We start from the raw sequence: 17,202 nt of genomic DNA on the forward strand, positions 1-17,202 counted from the left end.
CCCACCCGACCCCGTACGTCGCGGACCCCGGCGGCCCCCGACGTACGGCTTCACCTCCCCGTACCCGTCCGGGATCACCTCCCGCACCTCCCTGGAGACACCCATGTCCTCCGCCCGACCCCGCAAGCAGCTCCACCTCAACGCCTTCCTCATGTCCACCGGGCACCACGAGGCGTCCTGGCGGCTCCCCGAGAGCCCCGCCGAGGCCGACTCCGACATCGCGCACTACAAGAACCTCGCCCGGATCGCCGAACGCGGCCGCCTCGACTCCCTGTTCCTCGCCGACAGCCCGGTCCTGATGGGCGACCCCGGACGCCGCCCCGCCGCCAAGCTGGAGCCCACCGTCCTGCTCACCGCGCTCGCGGGGGCCACCGAGCACATCGGGCTCATCGCCACCGCGTCCACCAGCTACAACGAGCCCTACAACCTGGCCCGCAGGTTCGCCTCCCTGGACCACGTCTCCGGCGGCCGGGCCGGCTGGAACATCGTCACCACCGCGGGGGCCGACGCCGCCCGCAACTTCGGCCTGGACGACACCCCGCTGCACCACGAGCGCTACCGCCGCGCGGCCGAGTTCGTCGAGGTCTCCACCAAGCTGTGGGACAGCTGGGCGGACGACGCAGTCGTCGCCGACAAGGAGAAGGGCGTCCACGCGCTCGCCGAACGGGTCCGGGCCATCCACCACCGGGGCGAGTTCTTCCGCGTCGACGGGCCGCTCAACGTCCAGCGCCCGCCGCAGGGTTACCCGCTGCTCGTGCAGGCCGGGTCCAGCGAGGACGGCAAGGACTTCGCCGCCCGGTACGCCGAGGCCGTGTTCACCGCCCAGCAGACCCTGGAGGAGGGCACCGCCTTCTACCGGGACGTCAAGGCGCGGGCCTCGGCCCTCGGCCGGGACCCCGGCTCCATCAAGATCCTGCCCGGCATCGTCCCCGTCATCGGCGACACCGAGGCCGAGGCGCACGAACTGGACGCCGAACTGGACCGCCTCATCGTCCCCGAGTACGCCAAGCGGCAGCTCGCCCTGCGCCTGAGGATCGCCCCGGACGACCTTGACCTCGACGCCGAACTGCCCGACGACATCCCGACCGAGGACGAGATCGAGGGCGCCAAGAGCCGCTACACGCTCATCGTGGAGCTGGCCCGCCGCGAGCATCTGACCGTACGGCAGCTCATCGGGCGGCTCGGCGGCGGACGCGGCCACCGCACCTTCGCCGGCACCGCCGAACAGGTCGCCGACACCATCGAGCACTGGTACGACAGAGGGGCCGCCGACGGCTTCAACATCATGCCCGCGGTGCTCCCCTCGGGCCTGGAGGTCTTCGTCGACCGGGTGGTCCCGATCCTCCAGGAACGCGGCCTGTTCCGCACCGAGTACACCGGCTCCACCCTCCGCGGGCACTACGGCCTGCCGCGCCCCGCCAACCGCCTCTTCGACGCCGTCGGCACCCCGGAGCGGCTCGTCGAGGAGAGTGCCGCATGACCGAATACCGCAACCTCGGCCGCACCGGCGTCCAGGTCAGCCCCCTCGCGCTGGGCACCATGATGTTCGGTGCGCGCGGCAACACCGATCACGACGACAGCATCCGGATCATCCACCACGCCCTGGACTCCGGCATCAACTTCGTCGACACCGCCGACGTCTACTCCCGTGGCGAGTCCGAGACCATCGTCGGCAAGGCGCTGGCGGGCGGCCGCCGCGACAACGTGGTGCTGGCCACCAAGTTCCACGGGCGGCTCGGCGACGACCCCAACGAGTCCGGCAACAGCCGCCGTTGGATCATCCGCGAGGTCGAGAACAGTCTGCGCCGGCTCTCCACCGACTGGATCGACCTCTACCAGGTCCACCGCCCCGAACCCGACACCGACTTCGACGAGACCCTCGGTGCGCTCTCCGACCTGGTCCACCAGGGCAAGATCCGCTACATCGGCACCTCCACCTTCGAGCCCTCCGCGATCGTCGAGGGCCAGTGGACCGCCGAGCGCCGGGGCCGCGAGCGCGTCGTCGCCGAGCAGCCCCCGTACTCGCTGCTGGCCCGGGGCATCGAGCGCGAGGTGCTGCCGGTGGCGCAGCGGTACGGGCTCGGTGTGCTGTCCTGGAGCCCCCTCGCCGGCGGCTGGCTCACCGGCCGCTACCGTACGGGCGCCGAGCAGCCCGCCTCCAGCCGTGCCGAGCGCCAGGCCGCCCGGTTCGACATCGCCGCGCCCGGCAACGCGGCCAAGCTGGCCGCCGCCGAGGCGCTCGCCGTCCTCGCCGACGAGGCCGGTCTCACGCTGGTCCAACTCGCCCTGGCCTTCGTACTGGAGCACCCGGTGGTCACCTCGGCGATCATCGGGCCGAGGACCTTCGGGCAGTTGGAGAGCCAGCTCGGCGCCGACAAGGTGAAGCTCGGCCGGGACGTTCTCGACCGGATCGACGAGATCGTCCCGCCCGGCGTCAACCTGTCGGCGCTGGACGCCGGTTACACCCCGGCGGTCCTCACCGACGCCTCCCTGCGCCGCCGTTCGGCCTGACGGCGCGGGAAGCGGGCCGGGGTCACTGGCGGATGCGGTCGCGGATCCAGACCCCGGCCTCCTTCAGGACCCCGGTTCCCGTCCAGTTGCTCCCGCTGCAGGTGCCGGTCTTGAAGACGGCGCCGGAGCGGTGGTCGTCGGAGTAGTTCCAGTTGGTCCAGGAGATCTTCTTGCGCTTCATCAGGTCGAGGTAGCGCTGCGACATGGTGAAGTCGTTCGCGCCCTCGCCCGCGTAGTTCTGCGTGCCGAACTCCGTGACGAACACCGGCAGTTTGTCGGAGGCCCGGTCGAGTGCGTTCAGATACTCCTCGCGGTGCGAGGCCGCGTAGAAGTGGAAGGTGTACATGATGTTGGAGGCGCGGACGGGGTTGTTCACGACCTCCTTCTCGTCGGAGCCCTCGGACACCCCGAAGGAGGACCAGGCGCGCGTCCCGACGAGCACCACCGCGTCGGGGTCCTGGGCCCGGATCACCGGGATGATCTGCTCGGCGTACGACTTGATGCCCGACCAGCTCACCCCCGAGGGCTCGTTGGCGATCTCGTAGAGCACGCCCGGGTGGTTCTTGTACTTCTTCGCCATCGCCGTGAAGAAGGTCTTCGCCCGCGACAGGTTCGCGTTCGGGTCGCCCGGGGAGAGCATGTGCCAGTCGATGACCGCGTACATGCCGCGAGCGTGCGCCGCGTCGACGAACTTCTGCGCACGGGCGGTGAATCCGGCCGGGTCGGTCTCGTACCCGCCCTCCTGTACGTAGGTGGAGACGCGCAGCACGTCGGCACGCCAGTCCTGGGCCAGGGCGTTGAGCGATCCGTCCGTGACGCACTGGGCGTACCACTGGGTGCCGTGCGTGCTCATCCCGTTGAGGGCGACCGCCTGGCCGGAGTCGTTGCAGAGCTGACGGCCGCAGACGGAGAGCTGTCCGTTGGCGGCGAGCGGGGTGGCGGCGGTGGGGGAGACGGGGGCCGGTGCGGCTCCCGCCCGGACGGGAGCCATCAGCGCGGTGACGACACCGAGCGCGGACGCGGCGAGCAGGGCCTTGCGTGCCATTCTGCGGCGGCCGGTCGTGGGGGTGGAGCCGGTGGGGGGAGTGGTGCGCTGGTGCATGGTGGTGCTCCCTTCGGAGGGGGTGGGAGGCGCCATGTCGGCAGAACTGAAAGTAAAGCTTCCTTCCAATTGTCGTCAACAGCGTTGGTAAACTTTCTTGCCTATTAACACGCGTGGCGGAAGGGCCTGTTGGGACCCTCCCGCCACGCGCGCACCCTTGTGCGCCGGTATGTCGGTGTGCCGCCCGGTCCTCCCGGGTCGCTCAGCCCTGTGGCAGCGGATAGACCGCCAGCGAGAACGAATGGCCCGCGGGGTCCCCGTACACCCTCACGTCCCGGGGGCCGCTGTTGCTGTCGCCGGTGTCGACGGGCCGGGCGCCCAGCCCGATCGCCTCCCGCTCGGCCTCGTCGATGTTCTCGGGGCCGACCAGGATCCGCAGATGAGCCTGTTGCGAGTCCTCCGGGCGCGGCCAGCTCGGTGGGGCGTAGCCGTGGTCGCGGCGGATCGCCAGCCGGACGCCGTCGTTGCCGACGATCTCGACGAAATCGGGGTCGGAGCCGATCCGTATCTCCGCGTCGAGCAGACCGGCGTAGAACTCGGCCAGCTCCATGGGCTCTGCGCAGTCAAGGACGAGGACGCTCGTTTTCTCCACAGTCATGCGGGAACGAGTACCCCCGCCGGGCGCGGACACGCCGCACCGGGCCCGGCCGCAAAACCGGAATCCGTGCCACCGGCGCGGACGCGTCCCGGGTGAGGAAACACCGCACGCGACCTAAGGTGCGAACCATGGCTCAGAGCGCGGCGCACCCCGGTCCGGCCGGGCGCGACGCCGACCCCGGCGGCCCCGACCCCCGGCGTTGGCAGGCGCTGGCCGTCTGCCTGGTGGCGGGCTTCATGACCCTGCTGGACGTCTCCATCGTCAACGTGGCCCTCCCCTCGATCAAGGAGGGCCTGAACACCCCCGAGTCCGACCTCCAATGGGTGCTCTCCGGCTACGCGCTCGCCTTCGGGCTCTTCCTCATCCCCGCCGGGCGCCTGGGCGACGCGCGGGGCCGCCGGGCGGTCTTCATGGCGGGACTCGCCCTCTTCACCCTGGCCTCCGCCGCCTGCGGGGCCGCCCAGTCCAGCATGTGGCTGGTGATCGCCCGGCTGGTGCAGGGCGTCGCGGGCGGTCTGATCTCCCCGCAGATCTCCGCCCTGATCCAGCAGATGTTCTCCGGGCGCGAGCGCGGCCGGGCCTTCGGCATGTTCGGCACGGTCGTCGGCATCTCCACGGCCGTGGGCCCGTTGCTCGGCGGCCTGCTCATCCAGGCCGCCGGACCGGACCACGGCTGGCGCTGGGTCTTCTACGTCAACCTCCCGCTCGGCGCCGTCTGCCTCCTGCTCGCCCACCGGCTGCTCCCGGACACCCCGTCCGCCGGCCGGGTGAGGCCACGCGACCTGGACCCGGTGGGCGTCGCCCTGCTCGGGGCCGGGGTGCTGGCGCTGCTGCTGCCGTTCGTCCAGGCCCAGCAGTGGCCCGGCAACGGCAAGTGGCTGCTGCTCGTCCTGGCCGGGGCCCTGCTGGCCGCGTTCGTGATCTGGGAGGCACGGTGCACGGGCGGACGCACCCACCCGGTCCTGGACCTGTCGCTGTTCCGGCTGCGCTCCTACTGGCTGGGCTGCCTGCTGATCCTGCTCTACTTCGCCGGGTTCACCTCGATCTTCTTCGTCACGACCCTCTACCTCCAGTCCGGCCTGGGCTACTCCGCCCTCGTGGCCGGACTCGCCATCACCCCGTTCGCCCTCGGCTCCGGCGTCGCCGCGTCCATCGGCGGCCGGCTCGTCGGGCGCTTCGGCCGCCCCCTCGTGGTGGTGGGCCTGGCCATGGTCGCGCTCGGCCTCGCCGGCACCGCACTCGCCGTCCACCTGGTCCCGGGCACCGACGCGGGCTGGGCGATGGCCGCCCCGCTGCTCCTCGCCGGCCTGGGCAGCGGCCTGGTCATCGCCCCGAACCAGACCCTGACCCTCGCGGAGGTGCCGGTGAACCGGGCCGGAAGCGCCGGCGGCACCCTGCAGACCGGCCAGCGGGTCGGCTCCGCGATCGGGATCGCCGCCGTCGGCGCGGTGTTCTTCGCCCAGGTCGGCCCGGACGGCTGGGCCGACGCCTACGACCACGGGCTCGTCGTGTCCGTCGCCTTCGTGCTGGCCGCCCTGATCGTGGCGCTGGCCGATGTCGGAGCCGACCGACGGGGCAGACGACGTACGGCACACGAACCGAGCGACGCATCGAGGAGCACGGTATGAACGACACGACAGCGGACAGCGCCGGGACCGACGGCAACACCTCCTACGGCCACAAGCCGTTCAAGCGGTCCCGGAGCCACTTCGCCGACCGCGTCACCGCCGACGGACGCGACGGATGGCCCGTGGAGCCCGGCCGCTACCGGCTCGTCGTCAGCCGCGCCTGCCCCTGGGCGAGCCGTGCGCTGGTCTCCCGGCGGCTCCTCGGGCTGGAGGACGCGCTGTCGCTCGCCGTCGCCGACCCGATCCAGGACGACCGCAGCTGGCGCTTCACCCTCGACCCGGGCGGCGAGGACCCGGTCCTCGGCATCCGCTATCTCAGCGAGGCCTACGACGCCCGGGAGCGCGGCTACCCCGGCGGCGTCAGCGTGCCCGCGATCGTGGACGTACCGAGCGGGAAGCTGGTCACCAACGACTACCAGCGGATCACCCTCGACCTCGCCACCGAATGGACCGCCCTGCACCGGCCCGGCGCCCCCGACCTCTACCCCGAACCGCTGCGCGCGGAGATCGACGAGGTCATGGAGGGCATCTACCGGGACGTCAACAACGGCGTCTACAAGGCCGGATTCGCCAGCTCCCAGGAGGAGTACGAGGAGGCGTACGCCGCCCTGTTCCGCCGCCTCGACCTGGTTTCCGCCCGCCTCGCGGACCGCCGCTACCTGGTCGGCGACACCATCACCGAGGCCGACATCCGGCTCTTCACCACCCTGGTCCGCTTCGACTCCGTCTACCACGGCCACTTCAAGTGCAACCGGAACAAGCTGACCGAGGACCCCGTCCTGTGGGGCTACGTCCGCGACCTCTACCAGACGCCCGGATTCGGCGACACGGTCGACTTCGACCACATCAAGCGGCACTACTACCAGGTGCACACGGGCATCAACCCCACCGGCATCGTCCCCGTCGGCCCCGACCTCTCCGGCTGGACCGCTCCGCACCACCGCGAACAGCTCGGCGGGCGCCCGTTCGGCGACGGCACACCCCCGGGCCCCGTGCCCCCGGGCGAGCGCGTCACCCCCGTGGCCGCCGCCTGACCCGGGCGTTCACCGAGGCGAGGGCGGTGGTGGTTGCGGTGCGAGCGTGCCCGCCGCCAGCGGGGTACGGGCCAGCCGCACGCACCCCGCGGCGATCAGGGCCAGCGCCGCCAGTTCGGGCAGCAGCCACCAGCCGGTCCGCAGCTCCTCGCCGAACAGCGTCACCCCGTACAGGATGCTGATCAGCGCGTCCCCCAGGGTGAGCATCGGCTGCACGGCCACCAGACTGCCCGCCTGGAGGGCGTTCTGGAGCAGGAACAGGGCGCCCACCCCGGCCGCCGCCGTCGCGTACAGCTGCCAGGACGCCAGCAGCGCGAGGGCCCCGCCGTCGTCGAGGTTCGCCATCGCGTCCTTCATCAGCGCGGCCGTCAACGCGTAACCGCACGCGGCGGCCAGCCCCAGCAGGGCCGCCCGAGGGTTGCCGCGCGTCCGGAGCGCCGCCCCGATCAGCGCCGCCTCGAACAGCCCGGTCAGCACCAGCGCCGGAATCCACGCCGCGTCCCGGACCGTGTCGCTGCCCCCGACCGGCGCCGCCGAGGCCATGCCCAGCGCGAGACCGGCCGTGACGGCCGTGACGCCGTACCAGACGGCCCGGTCCACCCGGACCCGCATCACGAGCCCGGCGATCAGCAGCGTCGCCGGGAGCTCGATCACGAAGATCGGCTGGACCACCGCGATCGGCCCGGTGGCCAGGGCGACCGCCTGGCAGACGGCCGCCACGATCACCAGCCCGATCCCCGCCAGCCACACCTTCTGCCGCAGGAGGTGACCGATCAGGGAGAGCCGCATCGCCTCGCTGTCGGGCACCCGCATCGCCGCCCGGCGCTGGAGCACCGAGGCGGAACCGTTGCTGAGCGCGGTGAGGACGGCGAACAGGACACTGATCACCGGTTCATCATGGAGCCGGGCCCGGCCGGGGCGCTCGGCGCACGGGTCCGGTGGGCCTAACGCACGCCCGCCACCACTTGCGGACCGTAGCTGTCCGCAAGCCCCGGTAACGTGCGGCCCATGGCAGCGAAGACGCACCGCACCGCCGCACACCCCACCGTCCTCTCCACCCGCGCACTGAACCGGGCGACCCTGGACCGTCAGCTCCTGCTGCGCCGGTCGGCGATGTCCGCGAAGGACGCGGTCGCCCACCTCCTCGGCCTCCAGGCCCAGAACACCAAGCCCCCGTACTTCCAGCTGTACGCCCGGCTCACGGACTTCGACCCCGGGGAGCTGTCCGCCCTGATGGAGTCCCGCGAGGTGGTCCGGATCGTCACCCTCCGCTCCACCCTCCACACCCATACGGCGGACGACGCGCTCACCCTGCGCCCCCTGGTGCAGGCGGCGCGCGAGCGGGAGCTGAAGAACTTCCGGCGCGGGTTGGAAGGGGTGGACCTGGACCGGCTCGCGGCGGTGGCCGAGGAACTGGTCGTGGAGCGCCCGCGCCCGGTGAAGGAGCTGCGGGAGGAGCTCCTCGCCCACTGGCCGGACGCCGACCCCCTCGCGCTCACCGTCGCCGCCCGCTGTCTGCTGCCCCTGGTCCAGGTCACCCCGCGTGGGATGTGGGGACGCGGCGGACAGGTCGCCCTGACCACCGTCGAGCACTGGCTGGGCCGGCCCGCCGAACCGGTGCCCGCACCCGACGCCACCGTGCTGCGCTACCTGGGCGCGTTCGGCCCCGCCTCGGTGATGGACTTCCAGGCCTGGGCGGGGCTCACCCGTACGAAGGAGGTCTTCGAACGGCTCAGGCCCCGGCTGCTCACCTTCCGGGACGAGAGGGGCGTCGAGCTCTTCGACCTCCCGGACGCCCCGCGCCCCGACCCCGGCACCCCGGCCCCGCCGCGCTTCCTGCCCGAGTTCGACAACCTCCTCCTCGGCCACGCCGACCGCACCCGGGTGATCCCCGCGGTGAACAAGGGGCGCAACGGGGTGGGCAACCAGGCGTACGGGTCCGTGCTGATCGACGGGTTCTTCGACGCGGTCTGGCGCGTCGAACGCGAGGGCGGCACCGCGATCCTGACCGTCCAGCCGCTCCGGAACCTGGTCCGCGACGAGCGCACGGAGATCACCGAGGAGGCGGCGCGGATGCTGGCCGCGATGGCGGACGCGACGGACCACGACGTCCGGTTCGGCACCTTCCTGGACTACGGGGACTGACCGGACTGCGGAGCCCGCTCGGACTACGGAGCCCGACCGAAACTGCGGGAGCCCGGCCGGACTCCGGACTCCGGCGGCCCTCCGGGCAGGCATCGAGGTCAGGGCAGCAGCCCCGCCCGGCGGGCCGCCACCACGGCCTCCAGCCTCGTGTGCGCCCCCAACTTCCGCATCGCGGACCGCAGATACCCCTTCACCGTCTCCGGTCGCAGCCCCAGCCGCTGGGCCGCCGCCGCGTTCGTCGCGCCCGCCGCCACACACGCCACCACATCCAGCTCGCGCGGCGCGAGGCGGACCTCCCGGGCCGCGGGCACCTTGGGCCCCGCCGCCGAGGCCAGCCGCCCGCAGACTTCCAGGAGCTCGTCACGCAGTGCCGGATCGACGACCCTCGGGACCAGCGCTCGCAGTTCACGATGGGCCTCGCGCACGTCCTCCCAGGCCCCGGGCGCCGCGTCCGGATCGGTCACCTGCGCCCGGCCCGCCGCCAGCAGCTGCCGCACCTCGTCCCGCACCGCGAGCGACTGCTCCACGTCACGGGCCGCCGCCACCATCGCGTCGAACGTCCGGTCGCCCAGCGTGACGGGCGTGCGCAGCGCCCCGTACAGCACGCCCCGCACCGCGCGCCGTACGACGACGGGGACCGCGACGACCGAGCGCAGCCCCTCCGCCGCCACCGCCGCGTCGTACTCGTGGCTGATGTGGCGGGAAAAGGCGTAGTCCGTCACCGCGCACGGCCGGGACAGTGCGATGGCCTTGCCGCCCAGACCGCTCCCGGCGGAGATGACCAGACCCCGCAGCGCACTGGTCTGCGCCCCGTTCAGCTCGGCGATCCGCGCATGGCGCGCGTCGGACAGCAGGCCGCCGAACACCACGGGAAGCCCGCTCGTGCGGCGCAGCCTCAACAGCGCTGCCTGCATCTCGACCGCATCGACCGGTTCCGGCACTCCGACGCCCCTCCGCCCGGCCCGTGCCGTCCCCCGGACGGGGGAGCGGACCACCCCCGTCCGGGGGTGGTGAGACCTGGGTCACTGTTTACATGATGTTAGGCGACCGGTTCGTAATGAGGAGGGCACATGTCGGCAACCAGCGCTACCGAGACGTTCCGGGCCGCCCGGGACTTCCTGCTGGAACACCGCGAGGACTACGAGCGGGCGTACGCGGGCTTCCGCTGGCCCCGGGCGGACCACTTCAACTGGGCGCTGGACTGGTTCGACGTCATCGCCGAGAACAACGACCGCACCGCCCTGCACATCGTGGAGGAGGACGGCCGGCGCACCGAGGTGTCCTTCGCGGCGATGTCCGAACGGTCCGACCGGGCCGCCAACTGGCTGAAGGCACAGGGCGTACGGGAGGGCGACCGCATCCTCGTGATGCTCGGCAACCAGGTCGAGCTGTGGGAGACCGCCCTCGCCGCGATGAAGCTGCGCGCCGTCGTCATCCCCGCCACCCCGCTCCTCGGCCCGGCCGACCTGCGCGACCGGGTGGAGCGCGGCCGGGTGCGCCATGTGCTGGTGCGGGACGCGGACACCGCGAAGTTCGACGAGGTCCCCGGGGAGTACACCAGGATCGCGGTGGGCGAGGAGGTGGCGGGCTGGCTGCCGTACGCGGGGGTGGCCGAGGCGTCCGCCGCGTTCACACCGGGCCGCGAGACGGACGCGGACGAGCCGCTGATGCTCTACTTCACCTCCGGCACCACCGCCAGCCCCAAACTGGTCGAGCACACCCATGTGTCCTACCCCGTGGGCCACTTGTCGACGATGTACTGGATCGGGCTCAGGCCGGGCGACGTCCATCTGAACATCTCCTCGCCCGGCTGGGCCAAGCACGCCTGGTCGAACCTCTTCGCCCCGTGGACCGCCGAGGCCACCGTCTTCATCTTCAACTACACCCGCTTCGACGCGGGCCGGCTGATGGCCGAGATGGACCGCTCGGGCATCACGAGCTTCTGTGCCCCGCCCACCGTCTGGCGCATGCTCATCCAGGCCGACCTGAGCCAGTTGAAGGTCCCGCCGCGTGAGGTCGTCGCGGCCGGTGAGCCGCTGAACCCTGAGGTCATCGAGACGGTCCGGCGGGAGTGGGGCGTCACCATCCGGGACGGGTTCGGCCAGACGGAGACCGCCGTCCAGGTCGCCAACACCCCCGGCCAGCTCCTCAAGACCGGCTCCATGGGCCGCCCGAGCCCCGGCTTCACCGTCGAACTGCTCGACCCGGTGACGGGACAGCCCGGCGCGACGGAGGGCGAGATCGCTATCGACCTCTCCGACCGCCCCGTCGGCCTGATGACCGGCTACCACGGCGATCCGGACCGCACCGCCGAGGCGATGGCGGGCGGCTACTACCGCACCGGGGACATCGGCGCACGTGACGCGGACGGCTACATCACCTATGTGGGCCGCGCCGACGACGTGTTCAAGGCCTCCGACTACAAGATCTCCCCGTTCGAGCTGGAGAGCGCCCTGCTGGAGCACGAGGCGGTCGCCGAGGCCGCCGTCGTGCCCGCCCCCGACCCGCTCCGCCTCTCCGTCCCGAAGGCGTACGTCGTGCTCGCGGAGGGCTGGGAGCCGGGGCCGGACACCGCGAAGGTCCTCTTCGAGCACTCCCGGGCGGTCCTCGCCCCGTACAAACGCATCCGCAGGCTGGAGTTCGCGGACCTGCCCAAGACCGTCTCGGGCAAGATCCGCCGCATCGAGCTGCGCGAACGCACCGCCCTGGGATCCGGCGCCGAGTTCGTCGAGGGGGACTTCACGTGAGCAGCCTGTCCTACGCACACGGCGTCGGTGACACCGCGCTGCTCGGCGACACCATCGGCCGCAACCTCGACCGGGCGGCCGCGGCGCACGGCGACCGCGAGGCGCTGGTCGACATGGCCTCCGGGCGGCGCTGGACCTACACGGAATTCGTCGCGGACGTCGACGTGCTGGCCCGCGCCCTGATGGCGTCGGGCGTGGCGAAGGGCGACCGGGTCGGCATCTGGGCGGTCAACTGCCCCGAGTGGGTGCTCGTCCAGTACGCCACGGCCCGGATCGGGGCCGTCATGGTCACCATCAACCCCGCCTACCGCGCCCATGAGGTGGAGTTCGTCCTCAAGCAGGCCGGCGTCTCCCTGCTGGTCGCCTCCCTCTCCCACCGCACCAGCGACTACCGCGCCCTCGTCGAACAGGTCCGCGCCGACTGCCCCGGCCTGCGCGCCGTCCACTACATCGGCGACCCGTCCTGGGACGAGCTGACCGCCGCCGCGCCCGCCGTCACCCGGGAGCGACTGGCCGCCCGCGAGGCGGAGCTGTCCTGCGACGACCCGATCAACATCCAGTACACGTCGGGCACCACGGGCTTCCCCAAGGGGGCGACGCTCTCCCACCACAACATCCTCAACAACGGATATTTCGTCGGGGAGACGATCGCTTACACCCAGGAGGACCGGATCTGCCTGCCGGTGCCCTTCTACCACTGCTTCGGCATGGTGATGGGCAACCTCGCCAGCACCTCGCACGGCGCCTGCATCGTGATATCCGGCCCCTCCTTCGAGCCCGCCGCCGTGCTGACCGCCGTCCAGCAGGAGCGCTGCACCTCGCTGTACGGGGTGCCCACCATGTTCATCGCCGAGCTGAATCTCCCGGACTTCGCCGCGTACGACCTCTCCTCGCTGCGCACCGGGATCATGGCCGGTTCCCCCTGCCCGGCCGAGGTGATGAAGCGGGTCGTCGCCGAGATGCACATGGCCGAGGTGTCCATCTGCTACGGGATGACGGAGACGTCCCCGGTCTCCACCCAGACCCGCCGCGACGACGACCTGGACCGCCGCACCGGCACGGTGGGCCGTGCGCTGCCGCACATCGAGATCAAGGTCGTCGACCCGGTCACCGGCGTCACGCTGCCGCGCGGCAGCGCCGGCGAACTGCGCACCCGGGGCTACAGCGTGATGCTCGGCTACTGGGACCAGCCCGACCGCACCGCCGAAGTCGTCGACGCCGGACGGTGGATGCACACGGGGGACCTCGCGGTGATGCGCGAGGACGGATACGTCCAGGTCGTCGGCCGGATCAAGGACATGATCATCCGGGGCGGCGAGAATGTGTACCCACGGGAGATCGAGGAGTTCCTGTACGGCCATCCGAAGGTCGCCGACGTCCAGGTGGTCGGGGTGCCGGACGAGCGCTACGGCGAGGAGATCCTGGCCTGCGTCATCCCCCGGGACCCCGCCGACCCGCCCACTCTGGAGGAGATCGCCGCGTACTGCCGTGAGCGGCTCGCGCACTACAAGATCCCGCGCAGGCTGCGGATCCTGGAGACCTTCCCGATGACGGTGAGCGGAAAGGTCCGCAAGATCGAACTGCGCGAGGCCTACGCGGACTGAGCGGAGGGGGCGGGCCGGGCGGGCGGGTCAGGCGGCTTCGACGATGTCGGGGTCGCCCCGGGTCGCCGCCGCCCACTCGATGAGCAGCACCTCGTAGGTCGCCGCCTCCACTGCGGACCAGTCCTGTCCGGAGGCGTCGACGAGCGCGCGGATGGCCTCGTTGGCGTGCTCGGCGGCGGGCGCGGGGCGGTCTGCGGGGAGGGAGCTGTCCGGGAGTAAAGCCATGCGCACAGCTTACGTGCCACCACTGACAGCCACGGCTTCCGAAGTGTCCGGGGCCCCCGAAGTATCCGGCATACGCGGAATCTTCACGGTCCCCGTGGCACCCGACGGCCGGACGGTGGGGGCCAGTTCGCGCCGCATGCAGACGCGGGGCCAGCGGTCCAGGCCGTGCTGGGCCTCCTCGGCCCGGATCGCGCGCAGTCCTTCGGTGAGTTCGCGTTCGGTCAGGACCCGGAAGCCGATACGGGCGTAGTACGGGGCGTTCCACGGCACATCGGTGAAGGTGGTCAGGGTGAGTGCCGCCATGCCCCGGGTCGCGGCCGGCGCGGCGAGGTGGGCGATCAACTCCCGGCCGATGCCCCGGCGGGCGGCGGCGGGGTCGACCGAGACCTGCTCGATGTGCAGGGCGTCGTCGACGGGGTCGGCGAGCACATAGCCGAGCGGCCGGTCGCCGGTGGCGGAGAGGGGGTCGGTGGCCACCCAGCAGCGGCCTGCCAGCCGGTAGCTCTCCAGCAGGTCGAGCGGGGGCGGATCGTCGTCGGCCACGAAGGCCATGCCCAGGGCCCGGAACGGTTCCCCTGCGGCGCGCTCGATGTCCTGGAGAAGCGGTAGATCCGAGCGTCTGGCGGAGCGGATACGCATGTACTCAGTGTGCCGCGCCGGACGCCGGTCCGGTACGCGGTGGCCGGATCAGGATGTCCGGCCGATGGCCCGGCACGCGCTTCCCGGAGCCCCAGGGCTTCTCGCGCACGGCGACGTTCAGGCGCCCGTGCTCACCAGTTCGTCCGCAGGGCTGTTCACGGGCCGCGGGGCCCCGGTGAGATCCATGACGAAGAGCGGGAGTCCGACGCCGTCCGCGCGGGCCCGGGCGTCGGTCGCGTATCCGGCGAGGGAGAAGAACACCCCGGTCGTCGATGCGCCCAGCGCGTTGAGCCAGAGGGTCTCGACCGCGCGCAGCGTCGTCGGCCGGGTGCTGGAGTCGACCCGCGCGATCAGGCCGTCCGCCCGCAGGTCGATCCCGGAGGCCGGGCCGGCTCCGGGCCGGCCGACGTCGCGGAAGCCCAGCCAGGTCAGATAGAGACCGGCCGCGCTCACCACGTCGTGGCCCGTGCGGATCGTCATCGGCCGGAAGGCCGGGCGTGGGTGCGCGGCGGTGCGCGGCAGGGGGATGTGGGCGGGGGAGACCGGCGCGGCCGGGGCAGGCCCGGTGGCCACCGGGCGCACCGGTATCCGCAGAACGGTCCCGCACGGGCAGCACAGCTCGGGCTGGGGCCACTGGTTCTCCCGCTCGCAGGACGCGCAGCGAACGGTGACCCACACGTCGTTCCAGCTGCGGTGGCCGACCAGGACCGCCGGGGCGTCCCGCAGCAGCGGCGGGGCGGTGGGCGTCCCGCACGGGCAGGGGTAGGCCGGTGTGCTGTAGGCGTGGTCCCGGCTGCAGACAGGGCACCGTACCGGCACGGACTCCACGATCGTCTCCCTCCGGCACGGACGCGCGGCCGACTGCGCTCCGTGCCTCCCTCGTCACACCATCGTCCACCAGGAGCGAGGCTCTGGGGAGGGGGTTGGCGGACTTCATAGGGGCGGGCGGGCGTCCACGCCCTTGACGGGGGTCGCCCCACGTTTTAGATTGCTTCCGTATAGCAGAACTGAATTTCCGTAATGCGGAATTGGTGCTCTCAGGTGGCGCGACAGAGCCCGACTCCACCAATCCCGAGCAGGAGCACTCAATGCCTCGTATGACCGCTGCCCGAGCGGCAGTTGAGATCCTCAAGCGCGAAGGCGTCAGCAACGCGTTCGGTGTGCCGGGTGCGGCGATCAACCCCTTCTACGCGGCCCTCAAGGCCTCCGGTGGGGTGCAGCACACGCTGGCCCGGCACGTCGAGGGCGCCTCCCACATGGCCGAGGGCTACACCCGGGCCAAGGCCGGCAACATCGGCGTCTGCATCGGCACGTCGGGCCCGGCGGGCACCGACATGATCACCGGTCTGTACTCCGCCATCGCCGACTCCATCCCGATCCTGTGCATCACCGGCCAGGCCCCGACCGCCGTCCTGCACAAGGAGGACTTCCAGGCCGTCGACATCGCGTCGATCGCCAAGCCGGTCACCAAGGCGGCGACGACCGTCCTGGAGGCCGCGCAGGTCCCCGGCGTCTTCCAGCAGGCCTTCCACCTGATGCGCACCGGCCGGCCCGGCCCGGTCCTCATCGACCTGCCGATCGACGTCCAGCTCACCGAGATCGAGTTCGACCCCGAGCTGTACGAGCCCCTCCCGGTCCACAAGCCCGCGGCCTCTCGCAAGCAGATCGAGCGGGCGCTCCAGATGCTGAACGCCTCGGAGCGCCCGGTGCTCGTCGCGGGCGGCGGCATCATCAACGCCGACGCCTCCGAACTCCTCGTGGAGTTCGCCGAGCTGACCGGCGTCCCGGTCGTCCCGACCCTGATGGGCTGGGGCATCCTCCCCGACGACCACGAGCTGAACGCCGGCATGGTGGGCCTGCAGACCTCGCACCGCTACGGCAACGCGAACTTCCTGGAGTCCGACTTCGTCCTCGGCATCGGCAACCGCTGGGCCAACCGCCACACCGGCAAGCTGGACGTCTACACCCAGGGCCGCACCTTCGTCCACGTGGACATCGAGCCCACCCAGCTCGGCAAGATCTTCGCCCCGGACCTCGGCATCGCCTCCGACGCCAAGGCCGCGCTGGAGCTCTTCGTCGAGGTGGCGCGCGAGCTGAAGGCCGCGGGCGAGCTGAAGGACCGTTCCGCCTGGGCCGCGTCCACGCAGGAGCGCAGGGCGACCCTCCAGCGCCGTACCCACTTCGACAACGTGCCGCTCAAGCCGCAGCGCGTGTACGAGGAGATGAACCGGGCGTTCGGCCCCGAGACCCGTTACGTCACCACGATCGGGCTCTCCCAGATCGCCGGCGCGCAGATGCTGCACGTCTACAAGCCGCGCCACTGGATCAACTGCGGCCAGGCGGGCCCCCTCGGCTGGACGATCCCGGCCGCGCTGGGCGTCGCCACCGCGGACCCGGAGGGCACGGTCGTCGCCCTCTCCGGCGACTACGACTTCCAGTTCATGCTGGAGGAGCTGGCCGTCGGCGCGCAGCACCGCATCCCGTACGTCCACGTCCTGGTGAACAACTCCTACCTGGGGCTGATCCGCCAGGCGCAGCGCAACTTCGACATCGACTTCCAGGTCAACCTGGAGTTCGAGAACCTCAACTCCCCGGAGCTGGGCGTCTACGGCGTCGACCACGTCAAGGTCGTCGAGGGCCTCGGCTGCAAGGCGATCCGGGTGACTGAGCCGGACCAGCTGCTGCCGGCCTTCGAGGAGGCGAAGAAGCTCGCCGCGGAGTTCCGGGTGCCGGTGGTCGTCGAGGCGATCCTGGAGCGGGTCACGAACATCGCGATGAGCGGCAGTGACATCGCGTCGGTCAACGAGTTCGAGGACATCGCCACGGACGCGTCCCACGCGCCCACCGCGATCCGCCCCCTGACGGCGTCCTGACCCACCCGCACCGACCGCAGGCCCCCGCCCCGGATTCCGCTCCGGGGCGGGGGCCTGCGTCGTTGCGTACGGGCCCTTCCACCCGCACCGCCCCAG

The 17,202-nt window shown here is 71.8% G+C and carries 15 protein-coding genes; 8 read left to right on the forward strand and 7 right to left on the reverse strand.

Features of this window, described 5'->3' with window-relative positions; all coding sequences use genetic code 11:
- Positions 1 to 103 precede the first annotated feature (103 nt).
- Both IE272_RS15870 and IE272_RS15875 read left to right on the forward strand, forming a co-directional pair.
- Positions 104 to 1,480 (forward strand): LLM class flavin-dependent oxidoreductase, encoded by a 1,377-nt coding sequence (locus IE272_RS15870; protein WP_057666586.1) that lies wholly within the window; start codon positions 104 to 106, stop codon positions 1,478 to 1,480.
- Positions 1,477 to 2,511, forward strand: coding sequence for an aldo/keto reductase (locus tag IE272_RS15875; RefSeq protein ID WP_057666588.1), 1,035 nt, complete (start codon positions 1,477 to 1,479; stop codon positions 2,509 to 2,511). The genes IE272_RS15870 and IE272_RS15875 overlap by 4 nt, the downstream gene beginning before the upstream one ends.
- A gap of 22 nt (positions 2,512 to 2,533) precedes the next feature.
- Here IE272_RS15875 and IE272_RS15880 read toward each other — a convergent pair whose 3' ends face one another.
- Positions 2,534 to 3,613: a glycoside hydrolase family 5 protein gene (locus IE272_RS15880; RefSeq protein ID WP_056698989.1), complete on the reverse strand. Its 1,080-nt coding sequence runs from the start codon at positions 3,611 to 3,613 to the stop codon at positions 2,534 to 2,536.
- 202 nt (positions 3,614 to 3,815) lie between these two features.
- The gene (locus tag IE272_RS15885; RefSeq protein WP_032791032.1) at positions 3,816 to 4,211 is read right to left on the reverse strand and encodes a VOC family protein; all 396 of its coding nucleotides are present in this window, start codon (positions 4,209 to 4,211) and stop codon (positions 3,816 to 3,818) included.
- Positions 4,212 to 4,339: 128 nt separating this feature from the next.
- On the opposite strand from IE272_RS15885, the gene IE272_RS15890 reads away from it, so the two are divergent.
- The gene (locus tag IE272_RS15890) at positions 4,340 to 5,839 is read left to right on the forward strand and encodes an MFS transporter (RefSeq protein ID WP_050357294.1); all 1,500 of its coding nucleotides are present in this window, start codon (positions 4,340 to 4,342) and stop codon (positions 5,837 to 5,839) included.
- Positions 5,836 to 6,873 carry a glutathione S-transferase family protein gene (locus IE272_RS15895; protein ID WP_057666590.1) on the forward strand — a complete coding sequence of 346 codons (1,038 nt, stop codon included), beginning with the start codon at positions 5,836 to 5,838 and terminating at the stop codon, positions 6,871 to 6,873. The genes IE272_RS15890 and IE272_RS15895 overlap by 4 nt, the downstream gene beginning before the upstream one ends.
- A 9-nt stretch (positions 6,874 to 6,882) precedes the next feature.
- Here the strand turns inward: IE272_RS15895 and IE272_RS15900 are convergent, their stop codons facing one another.
- Positions 6,883 to 7,761 (reverse strand): DMT family transporter, encoded by an 879-nt coding sequence (locus tag IE272_RS15900; RefSeq protein WP_050357296.1) that lies wholly within the window; start codon positions 7,759 to 7,761, stop codon positions 6,883 to 6,885.
- A gap of 120 nt (positions 7,762 to 7,881) precedes the next feature.
- Here IE272_RS15900 and IE272_RS15905 point away from each other — a divergent pair, with 120 nt between their 5' ends.
- On the forward strand, positions 7,882 to 9,018 hold the full coding sequence (locus tag IE272_RS15905; protein ID WP_190007129.1) for a winged helix DNA-binding domain-containing protein: 1,137 nt from the start codon (positions 7,882 to 7,884) through the stop codon (positions 9,016 to 9,018).
- A 98-nt stretch (positions 9,019 to 9,116) separates the two neighbouring features.
- Here IE272_RS15905 and IE272_RS15910 read toward each other — a convergent pair whose 3' ends face one another.
- Entirely contained in the window at positions 9,117 to 9,959 is an 843-nt protein-coding gene (locus tag IE272_RS15910; protein WP_050357298.1) for a response regulator transcription factor, read from the reverse strand.
- 129 nt (positions 9,960 to 10,088) lie between these two features.
- Between IE272_RS15910 and IE272_RS15915 the strand changes: the two genes are divergently transcribed.
- Positions 10,089 to 11,765, forward strand: coding sequence for an AMP-binding protein (locus IE272_RS15915; protein WP_190007130.1), 1,677 nt, complete (start codon positions 10,089 to 10,091; stop codon positions 11,763 to 11,765).
- On the forward strand, positions 11,762 to 13,369 hold the full coding sequence (locus IE272_RS15920) for an AMP-binding protein (protein WP_190007131.1): 1,608 nt from the start codon (positions 11,762 to 11,764) through the stop codon (positions 13,367 to 13,369). Before IE272_RS15915 ends, IE272_RS15920 begins: the two co-directional genes overlap by 4 nt.
- A gap of 27 nt (positions 13,370 to 13,396) precedes the next feature.
- On the opposite strand, the gene IE272_RS15925 is transcribed toward IE272_RS15920, so the two are convergent.
- The 3 genes from IE272_RS15925 to IE272_RS15935 all read right to left on the reverse strand — a co-directional run bounded on the left by IE272_RS15925 (position 13,397) and on the right by IE272_RS15935 (position 15,061).
- Positions 13,397 to 13,594 (reverse strand): hypothetical protein, encoded by a 198-nt coding sequence (locus IE272_RS15925; protein ID WP_056698173.1) that lies wholly within the window; start codon positions 13,592 to 13,594, stop codon positions 13,397 to 13,399.
- Between the two features lie 9 nt (positions 13,595 to 13,603).
- Positions 13,604 to 14,233 carry a GNAT family N-acetyltransferase gene (locus IE272_RS15930; RefSeq protein WP_056698170.1) on the reverse strand — a complete coding sequence of 210 codons (630 nt, stop codon included), beginning with the start codon at positions 14,231 to 14,233 and terminating at the stop codon, positions 13,604 to 13,606.
- A 117-nt stretch (positions 14,234 to 14,350) separates the two neighbouring features.
- On the reverse strand, positions 14,351 to 15,061 hold the full coding sequence (locus tag IE272_RS15935; protein ID WP_190007132.1) for a hypothetical protein: 711 nt from the start codon (positions 15,059 to 15,061) through the stop codon (positions 14,351 to 14,353).
- A 260-nt stretch (positions 15,062 to 15,321) separates the two neighbouring features.
- On the opposite strand from IE272_RS15935, the gene gcl reads away from it, so the two are divergent.
- Positions 15,322 to 17,106: a glyoxylate carboligase gene (gcl, locus tag IE272_RS15940; protein ID WP_056698163.1), complete on the forward strand. Its 1,785-nt coding sequence runs from the start codon at positions 15,322 to 15,324 to the stop codon at positions 17,104 to 17,106.
- Positions 17,107 to 17,202 lie beyond the last annotated feature (96 nt).

Source organism: Streptomyces anulatus, from assembly GCF_014650675.1.
GTDB lineage: Bacteria > Actinomycetota > Actinomycetes > Streptomycetales > Streptomycetaceae > Streptomyces > Streptomyces anulatus.